The organism is Microbacterium arborescens, assembly GCF_030369635.1.
Taxonomy (GTDB): domain Bacteria; phylum Actinomycetota; class Actinomycetes; order Actinomycetales; family Microbacteriaceae; genus Microbacterium.
The window spans coordinates 1,529,863-1,546,606 of record NZ_CP128474.1 but is presented as its reverse complement, the minus strand read 5'-3'; the positions used below and the strand labels follow the sequence as shown (position 1 = coordinate 1,546,606).

Sequence of the window (16,744 nt, the reverse complement as noted above, 5' to 3'; positions counted from 1 at the left end):
TCAGGCCTCGACCTTCTCGCGTGCGGGCAGATCACTCGGTGACGCGAGGCGCCCGAGCACGGCGGTGGCGGCGGCCACGAGCGGCGACACCAGGTGGGTGCGACCGCCCTTGCCCTGGCGTCCTTCGAAGTTGCGGTTGCTGGTCGACGCGCAGCGCTCTCCCGGGGCGAGCTGATCGGGGTTCATGCCCAGGCACATCGAGCAGCCGGCGAAGCGCCATTCGGCACCGAACTCGGTGAAGACCCTGTCGAGCCCTTCGGCCTCGGCCTCGAGCCGGACGCGGGCCGAGCCCGGAACGACCATGACGCGGACGCCCTCCGCCTTCGTCCGGCCCTCGATGATCGACGCGAACGCGCGCAGATCCTCGATCCGGCTGTTGGTGCACGACCCCATGAAGACCGCGTCGACGGGGATCTCCTTGAGCGGAGTCCCCGGGCGCAGGTCCATGTACTCGAGCGCACGCTCAGCGGCGGCTTTCTCGTTCGGGTCGCTGAAATCGTCCGGCGACGGCACCGTCGAACTGAGCGAGACCCCCTGGCCGGGGTTCGTGCCCCACGTGACGAACGGCTCGAGTTCGGCCGCGTCGATGAAGATCTCGGCGTCGTAGACGGCGCCTTCATCGCTCGGGAGCGTGCGCCAGTAGGCCACGGCGTCGTCCCAGTCCTGTCCGGTGGGTGCGTGCGGCCGGCCCTTGACGTACTCGAAGGTGATGTCGTCGGGCGCCACCATCCCCGCGCGGGCACCCGCCTCGATCGACATGTTGCACATCGTCATGCGGCCCTCCATCGAGAGTGCGCGAATGGCGCTGCCGCGGTACTCGAGCACGTAGCCCTGCCCGCCGTTGGTGCCGATCTTCGCGATGACGGCGAGGATGATGTCCTTCGCCGTCACGCCTTCCTTCAGCTCGCCCTCGACCGTGATGGCCATGGTCTTGAACGGCTTCAGCGGCAGGGTCTGCGTCGCCATGACGTGTTCGACCTCGCTGGTGCCGATGCCGAAGGCCATCGCGCCGAATGCGCCGTGGGTCGACGTGTGGCTGTCGCCGCACACCACCGTGATGCCGGGCATCGTGAGCCCGAGCTGGGGGCCGACGACGTGCACGATCCCCTGCTCGGCGTCGCCGAGCGAGTGCAGGCGCACGCCGAACTCCTCGGCGTTGCGGCGCAAGGTCTCGATCTGCGTCCGGCTCGTGAGGTCGGCGATCGGCTTGTCGATGTCGAGGGTCGGGGTGTTGTGGTCCTCGGTGGCGATCGTGAGATCGAGCCGCCGCAGCGGACGCCCTTCCGCACGCAGGCCGTCGAAGGCCTGCGGGCTGGTGACCTCGTGCACGAGGTGCAGGTCGATGTAGATCAGGTCGGGCTGACCGTCTTCACCCTTGACGACGAGGTGGTCGTCCCAGACCTTCTCGGCCAGGGTGCGCGGGCGCTCGGGAGGGGTGGGAATGCTCATGGGTTTCGTTCTCCTTGCGAACCGGGATCAAGCCCACGACGGACTCCGCGGCGAGGAGGGGCTCAGAACGAGACCTCGCCGCGGCCGCTAAGGAGAAGGCGAGCGATCCGCATGCGGTCAGAATACCACCGGGTGCGGCGGCGACGTCCGGTCACGGGCGCTCGTCCTCGCGCGCATCGGGCTGCTCGACCGTCGGGGGCGTGCCCTGCTCGCCGGCCACCGCGGCAGCTGCTTCGGTGGGGCCGGCGGCGCGGGCATCGCGACGGGCGGCGATGAGGCTCGCGACGGTTGCGACGAGCATGGCGCCGACGATGACCCCGAGCGACACCCAGGTCGAGATCTCCGGCGCCCAGGCGATCCCCTCGCCGCCGTTGATGAACGCGAGCTCGTTCTCGTGCATGGCGTGGAGGATGAGCTTCACGCCGATGAAGGCGAGGATGAACGCGATGCCGTAGTGCAGATACTTGAGCCGGTCGAGCAGATCGCCGAGCAGGAAGTAGAGCTGGCGCAAGCCCATGAGCGCGAAGATGTTCGCCGTGAACACGAGGAACGGATCCTGCGTGATGCCGAAGATCGCGGGGATCGAGTCGAGGGCGAACAGCAGGTCGGTGACGCCGATGGCCACGAACACGATGATCATCGGGGTGAACATCCGCTTGCCGTTGACGACCGTGCGGACCTTGGGCCCGTCGTACTCGTCGGAGATGTCGACCGTGCGCCGGATGATGCGGACGAGGAAGCTCTCCTTCTTCACGTCGTCGTCGTGATCACCCTCGGGCAGCGCCTGCTTGATCGCGGTGTAGATGAGGAAGGCGCCGAAGATGTAGAACACCCAGCTGAACTGCTCGATGATCGCCGCGCCCGCGAGGATGAAGAGCCCCCGCAGCACCAGAGCGATGATGATGCCCACCATCAGCACCTTCTGCTGGTACCGCCGCGGAACCGAGAACTGGCTCATGATCAGCACGAAGACGAACAGGTTGTCGATCGACAGGCTGTACTCCGTCAGCCATCCTGCGACGAACTGTCCGGCATGCTCGACGTCGGCGACCGCCCAGAGGATGCCGGCGAACACCAGCGCGAGGGCGACGTAGAACAGCACCCACAGCGTCGATTCCTTCGGCGACGGGATGTGGGGCCGCTTGACGATGATGAGCAGGTCGGCGACGAGCACGAGAACCAGAATGACGAGCGCGATGATCTGGAACGGCACGGGGAGGTCCATGCGAGCCTTTCGGGGAGGAAGCCTCCCGAGACTACACCCCGGCTCCCCCGTGGCCCGGGTGTGAGACGGTCTGCGACGACGTGACACTGATGGGGTGAGGGAAGGGACTCGGACGCATGGTCGACACGATCACACGCGGTGATGCCGAACTCGTCGAGGCGGCGGCATCCGGAAGCGAGCACGCCTTCCGGACGCTCTACCGCGCCTACGTGCGGCCGGTGTACTGGCTCGCACACGGCCTGCTCGGCGATCCCGCGGAGGCGGAGGACGCGACTCAAGAGACGTTCCTCGTGGCCTGGCGGAAGCTTCCCGATCTCGAGCTGGCGGGCGAGTCCCTTCTGCCGTGGCTCGTCACCATCTGCCGATTCCAGAGCGCGAACCGCATCCGTCGACGGCAACGTGAACGCCGCCACACGACCGACGCGGATGCCGCTGACGTCGCGGACACGGTCGACGTCGAGCGACAGGTCGCGCAGAGCGATCTGGTCGAACGCATCCTCACCGCCGTCGGATCTCTCAGCCCGCTCGATCAGGACATCTTCCGGCTCTGCGCCGCAGAGGGATTCGCCTATCAAGCGGCCGCCGACCAGCTCGGCGTCAGCCACGGGACGGTCCGGAACCGCCTCTCCCGCATTCGCACATTCGTCCGCTCGAGCGTTGAACCGGAGCAGTCATGAACGATCTTCCCGCCCTCGACAACCGCCGTATCGATGAGATCGAGGCAGCCCTGTTCGCGGACATCGCTCGCGAACGTGCCGAGGGGCGCGCCCGCGACGACGTGTCCGCGGCCCGGCGTCGGCGTCGCCGCCGCACCTGGTGGGGAGCGTCAGGAGCGGCAGCGGCCGTCATCGTCGTAGCCGCCGCGATCGCTCCGCAGCTGACGAGCAGCAGCGGCGGGGCGTCCTCCGTCGCTCCGGCCACCGCGCCCGACACGATGTTCGGCGCACCGGAGAACGGTGACATGTCGCGAGACGCCGGCGGTTCGGCGCCGCAGGCGGAACCCTTCGCGCTGGACGGGTCGGCCGACGAAGGCGTGACCTCCGGAACGGTGTCGGACTCCCCCGCCGGGCGCGACGTCGTCGCCACCGCATCCGCGACCGTGGTCGTCGCCGACCCCCGCGCCGCGGCGGAGTCGATCGGCGCGGCCGCCGTCGCGACGGGCGGCTACGTCGAGTCCATGAGCCTCGGCGGCACGCCGACGGGGGCGTTGCCGTACGCGGATGACCGCGCGGTGTGGCCGGCTGCCTCCGGGTCGGCCTGGGTGTTGGTGCGTGTGCCCGCCGCGAGCCTCGAAGACGCCGTCGCCGGACTCTCGGACGTGGGTGAGGTCGAGACCTCTCAGGTCTCACGCGATGACGTCACGACCCAGACCACCGACCTGCGTGCTCGAGTGGCTGCGGGGCAGGCGTCGGTCAAGAGGCTGACGGAGCTGATGGGCGAAGCCGGATCGGTCGCCGACCTCATCGCGGCGGAGTCCGCACTCGCGGAGCGACAGGCCGATCTCGATTCGCTGCAGCAGCAGCTCACCGCGCTCGAGTCGCAGGTCGCCCTCTCGTCGCTCACCGTTCAGCTGCAGGCGCCCGCCGAGAAGGTGGATGCCGATCCCGCGGGCTTCGGCGACGGGCTTGCGACGGGGTGGAACGGCCTCATCGCGACGTTCAACGGAATCATCGTGGCGCTCGGATTCCTGCTGCCGTGGCTCATCGTGATCGGACTCACCGCCGCGCTGATCTGGCTCGTCGTCTCGACCACGCGTCGGCGCCGCGCGCGACGTAACTCGACCGCCGACTGACCTCGCGGGCCCGGGCGCTACTTCCCGGAAACGCGAAACGCCCATCCGAGTGGACGGGCGTTTCGTGTTGGTGACCCCAGCGGGATTCGAACCCGCGTTACCGCCGTGAGAGGGCGGCGTACTAGGCCGCTATACGATGGGGCCGTACTTTTTCGTCTTCTCCGGGGCTCCGGAGGCAACCGTTAAAGTATGCCACGGCCCCGCGCATCCGGCAAAATCGGGGCCCCCATTGCCCTCTCGGGCGTGTCGGGCGTTGACTGAGAGCATGCATGTCACCAAGCACGAACACGCCTGCCTGCGCCTCGAGCGTGACGGCAAGACCCTGCTCATCGACCCCGGCACCTTCACGTCACCCCTCGACGGTCTGAATGATGTCGTGGCCGTCGTCATCACGCACGAGCACCCCGACCACTGGACGTCGCAGCACCTGTCGAGCATCCTCGAGCAGTTCCCGAACATCCCGGTCTACGGCCCGGAGGGCGTCGTGCGGGCTGCGGCCGGATTCGACATCCGCGAGGTCTCCCCCGGCGACAAGCTCGAGGCGGGTCCGTTCAGTCTCGAGTTCTTCGGCGGGCACCACGCGGTGATCCACGAGTCGATCCCCGTGATCGACAACGTCGGCGTCCTCGTCGACGACGAGTTCTACTATCCGGGCGATTCGTACGCCGTGCCCAAGGGGGCGAAGGTGAAGCTCCTGGCGGCACCCGTCGGCGCCCCGTGGCTGAAGATCGGCGATGCGATGGACTTCGTGCTCGAGGTCAAGCCCCGGCGGGTGTTCGCAACCCACGACATGACGCTGTCGCCGGCGGGCCTGTCGATGGGCCGCGAGCGGCTGACGTGGGCGGCCCAGCAGAACGGCGGCGAGTTCGTCGCGCTCGACCCGGGCGACTCCACCGACATCTGACCGGTGAGACGACGGATGCCGTGGACCAGAAGGTCCACGGCATCCGTGTGTTCCGAGCGGATCAGGCCGCGTCGTGGTCGATCTCGAGGAAGGCGACGAGCTCGTCGAGCGCCTTCTCGGCACCCTCACCCTCGGCCTTGAGCGTCACGACCGAGCCCTGCGAGGCGCCCAGGCCCATGATGCTCAGGATGCTGCCAGCGTTCAGGTCGGGGCCGCCCTCGACGGCGATCGTGACGGGGACGCCCTTCGACTGCACCTCCTGCACGAAGAGCTTCGCGGGGCGGGCGTGCAGTCCGGAGCTGCTCGCGATGGTGGCGGTGCGTTCTGCCATGGTGGTGTCTCCTCAGACTGTCGCGGTCGCCACGGCCGGGGCCGGGGCGGTGGAGCTCTTGCGGACGTACTTCTTGAGTACGACGAGCAACAGCGCAGAAACGACGGTACCCGCCAGAAGCGCGACGAAGAAACCCCACACCGGGGAGATCGCGAACAGCACGAACACGCCGCCGTGCGGCGCGAAGCTCTGGACGCCGAACCACATGCTGAGCGCGCCGGTGATCGCGCCGCCGACGAGGGAGGCCGGGATGACACGCAGCGGGTCAGCCGCCGCGAAGGGAATCGCACCTTCGCTGATGAACGAGGCGCCCAGCAGCCAGGCGGCCTTGCCGTTCTCGCGCTCCACCGGGGTGAAGAGCGGACGGGCGAGCACGGTCGACGCGAGCGCCAGAGCCAGCGGCGGCACCATGCCGGCCGTCATGACGGCGGCCATGATGAGGTACGGCGCGGTGTTCTCGGTGGACGCGGCTGCGAGACCGGTCGTCGCGAAGACGTACGCGACCTTGTTGATCGGACCGCCGAGGTCGAAGCACATCATCAGTCCGAGGATCACGCCCACGACGATGAGGCCCGCACCGCTCTGGGTGAGCGAGGTCAGCCCGTCGGTGAGGAGCGCCATGAGGGCCGCGATGGGACGACCGAGGAACAGGACCATGAGCCCCGAGGCGACGATCGAGCCGAGCAGCGGGATGATGACGACGGGCATGAGACCCCGCAGCCAGCGCGGCGCGGGGAGGCGTCCGAGCCACCAGGCCACGAAGCCCGCCAGGAAACCGCCGATGATGCCGCCGATGAAGCCGGCGTTCATCGTGACGGCGATCGCGCCGGCGACGAAACCGGGCGCGATACCCGGGCGGTCGGCGATCGCGTAGGCGATGTAGCCCGCGAGTGCGGCGACCAGGAAGCCCATGGATGTCGAGCCGATCATGAACGCCACCGACCCGAGGTACTGGCCGAGCGGACCGAACGGCGAGGTGATGTCGGTCGTGGGTAGGTTCCACAGCGCGTTGTCGATGATGACGTTCTTCGCGTTGTCGGTGACCTCGTAGCCGCCGAGGGCGAAGCCGAGGGCGATCAGCAGGCCGCCTCCGGCGACGAAGGGGATCATGTAGCTGACGCCCGTGAGCAGGATGCGCTGGATCTTCGCACCCCATGACAGGTTCTGCGTCGCAGCCGCACTGGTGCCGGAGTCGGCATCCGCTGCGGCCCCGCTGACACGGGCGGCGTTCGGGTTCGACGCGGCGGCGACCGCTTCGCGGATCATCTGTGCGGGCTGCTCGATGCCGCGCTTCACTCCCGACCGGACGACCGGCTTGCCCGCGAACCGCGAGATCTCGCGGACGTCGACGTCGGTGGCGAAGATCACCGCGTCGGCGTTGTCGATGACGGATGCGGGCAGTGCCTGGTACCCGCTCGAGCCCTGCGGCTCGACGACGAGGTCGATCCCGGCCTCCTTGCCCGCGGCCGTCAGAGCGTCGGCGGCCATGAACGTGTGCGCGATGCCCGTGGCGCAGGAGGTGACCGCGACGATCCGCGCGGGGCGACCGTCGATCGTGAGGTCGTCTGCGGGCGCGCCGGGCGCGGCGGCCGGAGTCGACGCCGCAGACGACGCCGTCGCCGTGGCAGCCGACGCGGGAGCGTCGGCCTCGCCGATCGCGGCGCGGACCGTGCGCACGACGTCGTCCGCGGTCGCTGCCGCACGAAGATCGCTCGTGAACGCGTCCTGCATCAGGCTGCGTGCGAGGCGCGACAGCACCGCGAGGTGCTCCTCGGCGGCATCCGCGGGCGCCGCGATGAGGAACACGAGATCAGCGGGACCGTCGGGCGCCCCGAAAGCGACGCCGGGCTTCAGGCGGGCGAACGCGAGCGAGGCCTGAGTGACGGCGGCGCTCTTGGCGTGCGGGATCGCGATGCCGCCGGGGAGCCCGGTCTCGTCCTTATCCTCGCGAGCGATCGCATCGTTCGCGAGGGCGTCGGCGTCCGTGGCGCGGCCCTGCGCTGCGACGAGGCGAGCGAGAGCGCGGATCACGTCCTTCTTGTCGGCCCCGAGGGGCGCGTCGAGGCTGACGAGCTCCGGGGTGATGGTGTCGGACACGGTGTCCTCCTGGTTCGAGTGGTGCGGGTCGTTCGGATCAGTGATGGAGCACGCGGACGGGGATGTCCGCGGTGGGGAGATCGGCGGGAGTCGGCGCCTGCGTGCCGTCGAGCGCCGCGGCAGCGGAGCCGTAACGGATGCCGGACACGAGAGCCGCGGCGGGATCGGCGCCACGCGAGTCGGCGAGAAGGAAGCCCGCGAGCGAGCTGTCGCCGGCTCCGACCGTGCTGCGCACACGAGTGGGAGGCGGCGAGGCCGCCCACGCGCCGTGCTCGGAGACGAAGACAGCTCCGTCGCCGCCGAGCGTGATGAGGGCCGCCCCCACCGTCGCGGGCACGAGCTCGCGCGATGCGATGTGGACGGCATCGGCGAGGTGCTCGGCGGCTGGCAGTGCCGCACCGAGCAGGTCGGCGAGCTCCTCGTCGTTGGGCTTGATGAGATCGGGACGCCCGTCCGCGACGACCGCGCGCAGCGCGGCACCCGAGGTGTCCACCGCCACCCGGGGTGCGTGCTCGCCGAGCCGGTCCCGCACCGCGCGGATGACCCGAACATAGGTGTCGTCAGGCAGCCCCGGCGCGAGAGAGCCGGCGAGCACGAGCCATTGCGCGCCTCGCGCGGACTCGGCGACGACGTCGATCACGTCATCGAGATCGTCCTCGCTCAAGGCCACACCGGGGAGGTTGATCTTCGTCGTCTCACCGGTCGGATCCGTGACCGCGATGTTCGCGCGGGTGCGTCCCCGCACGGGGACCGTGCGGACATCGACATCGGCGGCCGCGAGCGCGGCGGCGAACGGGTCGGCCGGGTCGAGCGGCAGCACCGCCAGACTTTCGGCTCCCGATGCCCGGAGGACACGGGCCACGTTGATGCCCTTGCCACCGGCGTCTTCGCGCACGGCCGACGCGGTCTGCACCTCTCCGACGCGGAGCGCAGCGTCGATCGAGATCGTCCGGTCGAGCGACGGATGCACCGTCAGGGTCACGATCATGCGGTCCATACCTCCACGTCGGCCTCGCGCAGGGCGAGAGCGAGATCGTCCTCGGGCTCACGGTCGGTCACGATGACGTCGAGCTCCGACAGGTCGGCGAACGACACGAGCAGCTCGGCGTCGAACTTGTCGGCGTCGGCGAGCACGATCACGCGGCGCGCACCCGCCACGATCGCTCGCTTCACGGCGGCTTCGTCGGGGTCGGGCGTCGTCAGCCCCGCACCTCGGGCGATGCCGTTGGTGCCGATCAGGGCCACGTCGGGGCGCAGCCGCGTGATCGCGGCAACGGTGTCCGAGCCGACGGCGGCTGCGGTGAGACCCCGGACGCGGCCGCCGATCGCGGTGAGGCCGATGCCGCTCGCACCGGCGAGGGAGTGCGCGATCGTCATCGAGTGGGTGACGACCTCGAGCCCGCTCGGTGCGCCGCGCTCGACCAGAGCCTCGGCGAACGACGCCGTGGTGGTGCCGGCGTCGATGTAGATGGATCCGGCCGCGGCCGGAAGCGCTGAGAGTGCGCGGCGGGCGATTCGTTCCTTGGCTGCAGAATGCCGCTGGGAACGTTCGGCGACCGAAGGCTCGGCGGTGCTGACACGCTCAGCGGAGACTGCACCTCCGTGCACGCGACGCAGAACCCCGGTCTCTTCGAGGGCCGCGAGGTCTCTGCGGACGGTCTCGGTCGTGACGTCGAAGCGCGATGCGAGGTCGACCACGGCCACGCGACCGTTAGCGACGAGCATTCGTTCGATGAGCTGCTGGCGCTCCATTGCGTACACGACATCCTCCTTCGGATGCCCACACGTTACAACGCAATCAAACCCAAAGCAACAAAAAGCAACACGGTCCTTGGTCCCGCGGCCCTCACGGCAAAAGGGAGGCGCCGGCCGCAGCCGACGCCTCCCCTACAGCGAGTGCGAGCTCAGGCCTCGCTCATCGCGATGACCTCCTGCTGACCGCGTGCCGCGAGGGCGGCGGCGCGAGCGGCGATACGGCGCTCCTGCTCGATCTGACCGGCATCGAGGATCTCCTGGTCGACCGGGTAGCTCTCCACCTTGTTCACGCCGTTGTACTTGGCGATGTAGGCGTCGAGCTCGGGGCCGGACTCCCACGACGTGATGAGGCAGTAGCGCGGCTCGTCACCGTAGTGAGCGGCGGCGTGCCACAGGCGCTGGGTGTCGACGATGAGCTGCGCGCCGGCGGGGAGGGCGATGCGCGTCTCCTCGCTGGGGTCGGTGCGGTTCTCACGCAGCACGAAGTAGCTGGTCTTGTCGTCCGTCAGGTTGAAGAAGCCGCGGACGACCCAACCCGTGCCATCGGGGTTGAGGCGGTTGTTGTCGTCCTGGTGCAGGTTGTAGAGGCAGTCGGCATACGTGTTCGGCTGCAGCTCGATGATGCGGCAGCGGCCGACGTTCGCGCCGGGCTCCTGCGCACGCGCGGTCAGCGTCGGCGCGATCGCGGTCTGCGAATCGATCCAGACACCGTCCTTGTCGGTGCGCGGCGGCTTGTGGTTCCAGAAACCGTTGCACTCGATCTCACCCTTGGCCGAGGCCAGCGGGGCGAAGCGGGTGTCTCCGGAGGACTTCCAGTCGACGTACTCGACGTCGAGCCATTCCTTCGGATCGATCTCCTTGTTGTAGCGGTCGAGGACGACGTAGCCGGTCTCCTCGAGGGCAGCGGACTTGATGTAACCCATGACGGATCATGACCTTTCTGTCGGACAAGCGAAGTTTTTACAGGCCCGACTTAGGTCAGCCTACCTACGGCTCCTGAGCGCGCCGGTAGACTCGTCCGGGGTTTTCGAGGAGCGATTTCGGAGAACATGAGCACTGCCACGAATGTCGAAGCGACCGCCGTCAACACGATCGGCTGGCTCTCGGCATCCGAGACCACCATCGTCGTGCCGGTCTATCAGCGTCAGTACCGCTGGGACATCGGCGGCTGCGAGCAGCTGCTCGGCGACATCCGATCGGTCTCGGCCTCGGATGACGCTCACACCCACTTCATCGGATCGATCCTCTCCACCGCGAGCACCTCGACCGACGACGACGCCCAGCTCGTGCTCATCGACGGGCAGCAGCGGATCACGACGCTGATGCTGCTGGTGGCAGCCCTGCATCACACGCTGCGCGACGACGATCCCGGCCTCGCGCGGGAGCTCGAGGCGGTGCTCGTGCGGGCGGACGACCCGACGCGCACCAAGCTGCGTCCCCACCGCGCGTGGGCCGATGTCTTCGAGAGCGTCGTCCTCGATCGGCGCGGCCCCGAGGACGAGCAGCGCGCTTCGCGCTTCGATGACAACTACGCGTTCTTCCGCAGCCAGATCCGTCCGGGCGAAGCCGCCACGCTGTGGCGTGGGCTGCAGAAACTCGAGCACGTCTCGATCACCCTGGGCGCGCAGGCCAACGCGCAGCAGATCTTCGAGAGCCTGAACTCCACCGGTGAGCCGCTGCGCGATCACGAGCTCATCCACAACTACGTGCTCATGGGGCTCACCCACACCGAGCAGAACGAGATCGAGCAGGAGTACTGGCTTCCGATCGAGCAGAACACCGGCGACGCGATCGGGTCGTTCTGGAACCACTACCTGGTCATGCTCACCGGTCGCGAGGTGCTCATCACCGGTGGGCGCGGCGTCTACGACGTGTTCCGCCAGCAATTCCCTCGGCTCGACATCGACAGCCTGCGCGAGCACGCGACGAGTTGGCGTACCTTCTCCGAGATCTATCGCGAGCTCCTCGACCCGGCCACGAGCGACGACCCGGAGGTCGGCCGCCAGCTCGGCTACCTCGCGGTTCTCGGCCGCCAGATGTTCCCCCTCGCCATGCGGCTCGTGCACGACCAGCGCGCCGGCATCCTGCCCCGCGACGAATTGATCGCCCGCCTCGAAGACATCCAGTCGCTTCTCCTGCGCCGTGTCGTCGTCGGCATCGCGACCGAGCGGCTCGTCGCGCGCCTGTGCCGCGCCTACGCGGGGGGCCCGGATGCCCTCACCCGGGCCATCGCGCGCATCACGCCCTCAGACGAGCGCGTGCGCGTGGGCCTCAAGTACACCGACCTCCCCCACCCGCGTTACGTGCTCGGCAGGCTCGCCGGCGTCGACGCGGCCGACCTCCTCGATGTGTCGCCCATCTTCCCCGCCGGCGCCGGCGACGATTGGTCGGGGGACGGCACGCGACGCTTCGCCGATTACAGCGAGGACGAGCAGAACAGCCACCGCGCGCTGGCACACACCATCGGCAATCTGACGTTGCTCGAGCAGGACCGGTCGGAGCGCGCGCTCGACGCCACCTTCCCACAGCTTCGCTCCGTCCTTGCGGGAAGCGGGGTGGAGATGTCTCGCGAGATCGCCGAGCACGCGCGCTGGGACACCGGGGCGATCGGCGCGCGCACGGAAGAGCTCGCGGCGCGCTTCGTCGACCTCTGGCGCCGCCCGCCGATGACGGGGATCGACGACGACAACCTCACGCCGATCCTCGACGCGAAGCTGCGCCGGGGTTGGCCGCGCGGCTGGCAACGAGAGTTCGACTACGTCGAGTTCCGCGGCGAGCACTGGGAGGTCCCCGACGTCCGCTACCTGTTCAACCGCGTCTTCAAGCGCCTGTGGGTGGATTCCCGGCAGAGCGTGATCGACTTCAGCGCCCGTCGGGGCGGCCCCGTGTACCCGGCGATGGCCTGGAACGGGCAGTGGGACGAGCTCGGCGAAGGCAGCTATCTCTACATGGGATGGGACTCGCGCTACATGCTCACCGCGGTCCAGGGTGTCCTCGAGGAGGCCGGCTGGGCGTCGGAGGTCTTCCTGAAGTACTCCTATATCGGCGACGCGATGCGCTGATCGCCTACCAGAGCCCGAGGTGCGACGTCAACAACCCCGACAGGCGGCCTCCGACCGCGTAGCTTCACTCTTGTACGTGAGCGGTTCGGTAGAGACGGTGTTCGGGTCACTTTCTCCCAGGGCTCACTGACGGCCCCGCCGTGAGATTTCATCTCCGGCGGGGTCGTCCCCTTTTCACCGAGGCATCGGCAGCGGATGGCGCGCACTTCGCGGCATCCATCGCTGTTCAATCCGCGCCCGACGCGCGAAAGTGCGTCGCACCCTCCACCGGAGTCGCTCAGGCCCGATGTCGTAGAATTCCGTGTGCTTCCCGACACGATCTCCCCCGCTTCCGTCGCGCCCAGCGGCATCGACCCGGCCGACCTCGCCGCGACGCTCCGCGTCCTGGAGCAGCTCGCCGACATCGATCACGCCCACCCGGATTACGTCACGGTGCGCCGCGCGACCGCCGCGATGTTCAAGGCCGCGAAGAAGGTGCGGCGCCGAGAGATCCGGGATGCCGTCGCCTCCGCCGACCGCGCCGTGGTGCACGCCACCGCGACGGGTGCTCCCGACCGCATCGACGACGAGACCCGCGGCATCCCGATCTCGTCGTCGACGACCGCTCCGGTCGCGGGCACGCTCATCAAGGCGCGCGCCTGCTACATCTGCAAGCAGCCGTACACGCTCGTGGACGCCTTCTACCACCAGCTCTGCCCGGACTGCGCGGCCCTCAGCCACGCGAAGCGCGATGCTCGCACCGATCTCACCGGGCGCCGAGCGCTGCTCACGGGCGGCCGCGCGAAGATCGGGATGTACATCGCGCTGCGACTGCTGCGCGACGGCGCGCACACGACCATCACGACCCGCTTTCCGCGCGATGCGGTGCGCCGGTTCACGAGTCTGCCCGACTCGTCGGACTGGATCGACCGGCTCAAGGTCGTCGGAATCGACCTGCGCGACCCCGCCCAGGTCGTCGGACTCGCGGATGACGTCGCCGCAGCCGGCCCGCTCGACATCCTGATCAACAACGCGACCCAGACGGTGCGGCGCTCGCCCGGTGCCTACCAGCCCCTCGTCGACGCCGAGCTCTCGCCCCTGCCGGACGGGCCGTTGCCCGAGCTCATCACTTTCGGACACACCAACGACATGCATCCGCAGGCGCTCGAGCGGTCGGTCAACGCGCACCCGATCCTCGCCGCCGCGGCCTCCCGTGCCGACGAGCTGACCGAGCAGGCGATGGCCGCGGGATCGAGCTCGCTCGACCGGCTCGCCGCGGGCACGGCGATCGACGCCGGGGGCCTCATCCCCGACCTCGACAGCGTCAACTCGTGGACGCAGCGCGTCGGCGACGTCGACCCGCTCGAGATGCTCGAGGTGCAGCTCGCCAACACGACGGCACCCTTCCTGCTCGTGTCGAAACTGCGCGCGTCGCTCGCGGCCAGCCCGGCCCGCCGCACCTACGTCGTGAACGTGAGCGCGATGGAGGGCGTGTTCAACCGCGGCTACAAGGGACCGGGCCACCCGCACACGAACATGGCCAAAGCCGCCGTGAACATGCTCACGCGCACGAGCGCGCGCGAGATGTTCGAGACCGACGGCATCCTGATGACCAGCGTCGACACCGGCTGGATCACCGACGAGCGCCCGCACCCGACCAAGGTGCGACTCGCTGAAGAGGGCTTCCATGCCCCGCTCGACCTCGTCGACGGCGCCGCGCGCGTCTACGACCCCATCGTCCGCGGCGAGGCCGGCGAAGACCTCTTCGGCGTCTTCCTCAAGGACTACTCCCCCGGCGCATGGTGAGACTGCCCGTGCCGGGCAACCGAGTGGTCGTCCGCTACCTGCTGCCCACGGGACAAGCCACGGATGCGCTCGGCGAGCTGCTGAGCGCGGACGACGAGCTGGTCGTCGTCGACGGCAAACGCGGGGTCGAACGTATCCACCGCTCGGATATCGTCGCGGCCAAACCCGTTCCGCCGCCTCCGGCGCCGAGGCCGCGCCGCACCTGACGTTCGTCGCGGCTGACGCGCTCGGCAGCACAGCGAGCGTGCGAAAGCCCGCGATCCGACATTCGGAATCGCGGGCTTTCGCGTCGGGCGTCAGACGTCAGGCGTCAGGCGTCAGGCGTCAGACCGCACCAGGATCTTTGCGCCGGCACCGCCGCGGAGCTTCTCGATGGCTCCCACGACGCCGTCGATCGGCACCTCCTCGACCCAACCGGTCGTGTCGTACACGCCGCGCGACATCGCGTCGATGACGGCATCGAAGTCAGCCGGAAGGTACGCCAGCGCACCGGCGATCTCAGTCTCGGCCATCACGAGCTGCGTCGGCGAGAACTCCATAGCGCGCTCGTGAATGGCGACGACGACCAAGCGTCCGCCGGGTACCAGGCTCGCCAGGCCCGACGTGATGGCGGGTCCCGCTCCCGCGGCGTCGAACGCGACGTCGGCTCCGCGACCGCCGGTGAGCTCGGCGACCGCGGCGGCCAAGTCACCCGAGACCGGGTCGACCACGGTCGCGCCGAGGGCGGCGATCGTCTCACGCCGCGCGGCGCTGGGCTCCGAAACGAGGACCTTCTCGACACCGTGGGCCTTGAGAGCGAACCAGACACCGATACCGATCGGGCCGGCCCCCGCGACGATCGCCGTCTGTCCGGACGTCACATGCGATCGCTCGACAGCATGCCAGGCGACCGCCATCGGCTCGACGAGCGCGCCCATGCGGAGGTCGACGTTCTCGGGGAGCTTGTGCAGCATCGAGGCCGGAACCGTGGTGTACTCCGCCATCCCGCCGCCGTGCGAGCTGAGCCCGTGGAAGCCGATCTTCTGGCAGGCGTTGAACATGCCCTTCTCGCACGCGGGGCACTCGCCGCAGTAGTAGACCGGCCAGACGGCGGCGCGGTCGCCGACGGAGACTCCCTCGACGCCCTCACCGACCTCGACGACGGTTCCCGCGAACTCGTGTCCGAGGATCTGCGGAAGCTGAGCGCCCGTCACCGGGTGCGGCTCGTCCAGGGTGAGGCCCGCGGCCTCAGGCGCGTAGTACACGTGCAGGTCCGACCCGCAGATCCCCGCGAAGGCGTTCTTGAGCTTCACCTGCCCAGCCTCCACGGTCGGTTCTTCGACGTTTTCCACGCGGAGGTCTTCCTTCGCGTGGAACACTGCTGCCTTCATCGTGATCTCCTCTCGTTCGGCTGCGTCACCGCAGCCACCATTCCGGCGATGCGGCGAGGATCGCCCTCGTCGCCCACGCCACGTCATCGGCACCCGAGCGCAGCCAAGCCTCGATCGCCGCGACCGTCCCGCCCGCCGCGTACGCCACAGCGATCTCTCGCGACGGCAGATCATCGATCGCAGGCGGCTCGATTTCGGGATGCCGTGCGAGCCATTCCTCGAGGCCTGCGGCGATGACCCGTTCGAGCACGGCACGGATCGGAGCAGCGAGCGAGGGATGCAGAGCCCCGCGGTAGACATCGGCGCGCTGCTTCACGTGCTGGAGCAGAAGTCCTTCGGCGGTCGACAGCGAATCGAGCTCGCCGACATCCGACAGCACGTCCTCGAGCTCGACGCTCAGCGCGTCGGCGACGAGCGAGACGGGAGCGTCAGCGTGGCGGTAGAAGGTGTCGCGGGTGACACCTGCGGTACGGCAGATCTCCGACACCGACAGGTCGGTGAGCGGGCGCACAGCGGCCAGATCGAGCGCGGCGCGACGCAGCGCCTCTCGGCTGCGCATCGACCGCGGGTCCATGACCTCAGCTTATCCGACACCTGTCAGACAGCGGGCGGCTCCGTACCTGACTCCGCCTCGCTGTCGCCATCGGCCCCCTCGCCCGCCGGCTCCGACGGGACCGGAAGCGGAATCGTGATCGACGCGATGCCGCCCCCGCCGAGGAGATCGCCCGCGGGATCGGCGGGTGGCGGCTCGTTGGGCAGCAACTCCGCGTTCGACGTGCGGCGTACAGGCTCAGACGGCAGACCTGCCCACTCGCTCGGTTCCTCCGGTCGCTGCATGAAGAGTCCCATACGCCCATTGTCACTCCACCGCATGCCGCTCGCGGCCGTACGGCCGTCGTCTTGCGATGATCGTTCCGGCCCGTCGCTCAGCCGAACTCGGCGGCGCCCCCAACGACATCCGAAGCCCGAGAGAA

At 69.0% G+C, this 16,744-nt stretch carries 16 protein-coding genes and 1 tRNA gene; 6 read left to right on the top strand and 11 right to left on the bottom strand.

Going from position 1 to position 16,744, the window contains the following annotated elements:
• Positions 1 to 1,449 carry a 3-isopropylmalate dehydratase large subunit gene (leuC, locus tag QUC20_RS07350; RefSeq protein ID WP_289331374.1) on the bottom strand — a complete coding sequence of 483 codons (1,449 nt, stop codon included), beginning with the start codon at positions 1,447 to 1,449 and terminating at the stop codon, positions 1 to 3.
• A gap of 151 nt (positions 1,450 to 1,600) precedes the next feature.
• Complete coding sequence (locus QUC20_RS07345; protein ID WP_120262736.1) at positions 1,601 to 2,674, bottom strand: TerC family protein; 1,074 nt, start codon at positions 2,672 to 2,674, stop codon at positions 1,601 to 1,603.
• Between the two features lie 116 nt (positions 2,675 to 2,790).
• Here QUC20_RS07345 and QUC20_RS07340 point away from each other — a divergent pair, with 116 nt between their 5' ends.
• Entirely contained in the window at positions 2,791 to 3,351 is a 561-nt protein-coding gene (locus QUC20_RS07340) for an RNA polymerase sigma factor (protein ID WP_289331373.1), read from the top strand.
• Positions 3,348 to 4,466, top strand: a complete 1,119-nt coding sequence (locus QUC20_RS07335) for a DUF4349 domain-containing protein (RefSeq protein WP_289331372.1) — start codon at positions 3,348 to 3,350, stop codon at positions 4,464 to 4,466. Before QUC20_RS07340 ends, QUC20_RS07335 begins: the two co-directional genes overlap by 4 nt.
• 68 nt (positions 4,467 to 4,534) lie before the next feature.
• Here the strand turns inward: QUC20_RS07335 and QUC20_RS07330 are convergent.
• Positions 4,535 to 4,610 (bottom strand) — tRNA-Glu (locus QUC20_RS07330).
• 121 nt (positions 4,611 to 4,731) lie between these two features.
• Between QUC20_RS07330 and QUC20_RS07325 the strand changes: the two genes are divergently transcribed.
• Positions 4,732 to 5,370: an MBL fold metallo-hydrolase gene (locus tag QUC20_RS07325; protein WP_289331371.1), complete on the top strand. Its 639-nt coding sequence runs from the start codon at positions 4,732 to 4,734 to the stop codon at positions 5,368 to 5,370.
• Between the two features lie 61 nt (positions 5,371 to 5,431).
• Here the strand turns inward: QUC20_RS07325 and QUC20_RS07320 are convergent, their stop codons facing one another.
• The 5 genes from QUC20_RS07320 to QUC20_RS07300 form a co-directional block, all read right to left on the bottom strand.
• On the bottom strand, positions 5,432 to 5,701 hold the full coding sequence (locus tag QUC20_RS07320) for an HPr family phosphocarrier protein (RefSeq protein WP_023951028.1): 270 nt from the start codon (positions 5,699 to 5,701) through the stop codon (positions 5,432 to 5,434).
• Between the two features lie 12 nt (positions 5,702 to 5,713).
• The gene (locus QUC20_RS07315; protein WP_289331370.1) at positions 5,714 to 7,798 is read right to left on the bottom strand and encodes a PTS fructose transporter subunit IIABC; all 2,085 of its coding nucleotides are present in this window, start codon (positions 7,796 to 7,798) and stop codon (positions 5,714 to 5,716) included.
• A 37-nt stretch (positions 7,799 to 7,835) separates the two neighbouring features.
• Entirely contained in the window at positions 7,836 to 8,786 is a 951-nt protein-coding gene (locus tag QUC20_RS07310; protein WP_289331490.1) for a 1-phosphofructokinase family hexose kinase, read from the bottom strand.
• On the bottom strand, positions 8,783 to 9,559 hold the full coding sequence (locus tag QUC20_RS07305; RefSeq protein WP_289331369.1) for a DeoR/GlpR family DNA-binding transcription regulator: 777 nt from the start codon (positions 9,557 to 9,559) through the stop codon (positions 8,783 to 8,785). Before QUC20_RS07305 ends, QUC20_RS07310 begins: the two co-directional genes overlap by 4 nt.
• A 143-nt stretch (positions 9,560 to 9,702) precedes the next feature.
• Positions 9,703 to 10,476, bottom strand: coding sequence for a hypothetical protein (locus tag QUC20_RS07300; RefSeq protein WP_120262742.1), 774 nt, complete (start codon positions 10,474 to 10,476; stop codon positions 9,703 to 9,705).
• Between the two features lie 126 nt (positions 10,477 to 10,602).
• Between QUC20_RS07300 and QUC20_RS07295 the strand changes: the two genes are divergently transcribed.
• The 3 genes from QUC20_RS07295 to QUC20_RS07285 all read left to right on the top strand — a co-directional run bounded on the left by QUC20_RS07295 (position 10,603) and on the right by QUC20_RS07285 (position 14,606).
• Positions 10,603 to 12,615: a DUF262 domain-containing protein gene (locus tag QUC20_RS07295; RefSeq protein WP_289331368.1), complete on the top strand. Its 2,013-nt coding sequence runs from the start codon at positions 10,603 to 10,605 to the stop codon at positions 12,613 to 12,615.
• Between the two features lie 303 nt (positions 12,616 to 12,918).
• Positions 12,919 to 14,400, top strand: coding sequence for an SDR family NAD(P)-dependent oxidoreductase (locus QUC20_RS07290; RefSeq protein WP_289331367.1), 1,482 nt, complete (start codon positions 12,919 to 12,921; stop codon positions 14,398 to 14,400).
• A complete protein-coding gene (locus QUC20_RS07285; protein ID WP_289331366.1) occupies positions 14,394 to 14,606 on the top strand; it encodes a putative acetyltransferase in 213 nt (70 codons plus the stop codon). Before QUC20_RS07290 ends, QUC20_RS07285 begins: the two co-directional genes overlap by 7 nt.
• Positions 14,607 to 14,717: 111 nt before the next feature.
• On the opposite strand, the gene QUC20_RS07280 is transcribed toward QUC20_RS07285, so the two are convergent.
• From QUC20_RS07280 to QUC20_RS07270, 3 genes are read right to left on the bottom strand one after another with little or no spacing between them, the layout of a single operon-like run.
• Positions 14,718 to 15,770, bottom strand: coding sequence for a 2,3-butanediol dehydrogenase (locus tag QUC20_RS07280; RefSeq protein ID WP_289331365.1), 1,053 nt, complete (start codon positions 15,768 to 15,770; stop codon positions 14,718 to 14,720).
• Between the two features lie 25 nt (positions 15,771 to 15,795).
• The gene (locus tag QUC20_RS07275) at positions 15,796 to 16,344 is read right to left on the bottom strand and encodes a TetR/AcrR family transcriptional regulator (RefSeq protein ID WP_289331364.1); all 549 of its coding nucleotides are present in this window, start codon (positions 16,342 to 16,344) and stop codon (positions 15,796 to 15,798) included.
• A 23-nt stretch (positions 16,345 to 16,367) separates the two neighbouring features.
• Entirely contained in the window at positions 16,368 to 16,619 is a 252-nt protein-coding gene (locus tag QUC20_RS07270; protein ID WP_289331363.1) for a hypothetical protein, read from the bottom strand.
• Positions 16,620 to 16,744: the final 125 nt, after the last annotated feature.